Consider the following 326-nt stretch of genomic DNA (forward strand, 5'->3'; position numbering starts at 1 on the left):
TCTCGGCGACGCAGCGAGGGTTGATCGTGCCGTGCCCCTACACCCCGCCGATGCCGCCCCGATCGCCCTGGCACGGCATTTGATATTCTCGGCGACGACGCCTGGGTTGATCGTGCCGTGCCCCTACACCCCGCCGATGCCGCCCCGATCGCCCTGGCACGGCATTTGATATTCTCGGCGACGCAGCGAGGGTTGATCGTGCCGTGCCCCTACTGAAATAAACAAAAACAGCAACACCGTTGATTGTAGGGGCACGGCATTTGATATTCTCGGCGACGCAGCGAGGGTTGATCGTGCCGTGCCCCTACACCCCGCCGATGCCGCCC

Annotated in this window: 1 protein-coding gene; it reads right to left on the bottom strand. The window is 63.8% G+C overall.

The window, feature by feature from the left end:
- Window positions 1–123: 123 nt before the first annotated feature.
- A partial coding sequence (locus tag MiSe_RS50070; RefSeq protein WP_226595081.1) for a hypothetical protein occupies window positions 124–326 on the bottom strand: 203 nt, incomplete at its 5' end.

It is taken from the genome of Microseira wollei NIES-4236 (assembly GCF_020521235.1).
Lineage (GTDB): Bacteria > Cyanobacteriota > Cyanobacteriia > Cyanobacteriales > Aerosakkonemataceae > Microseira > Microseira wollei.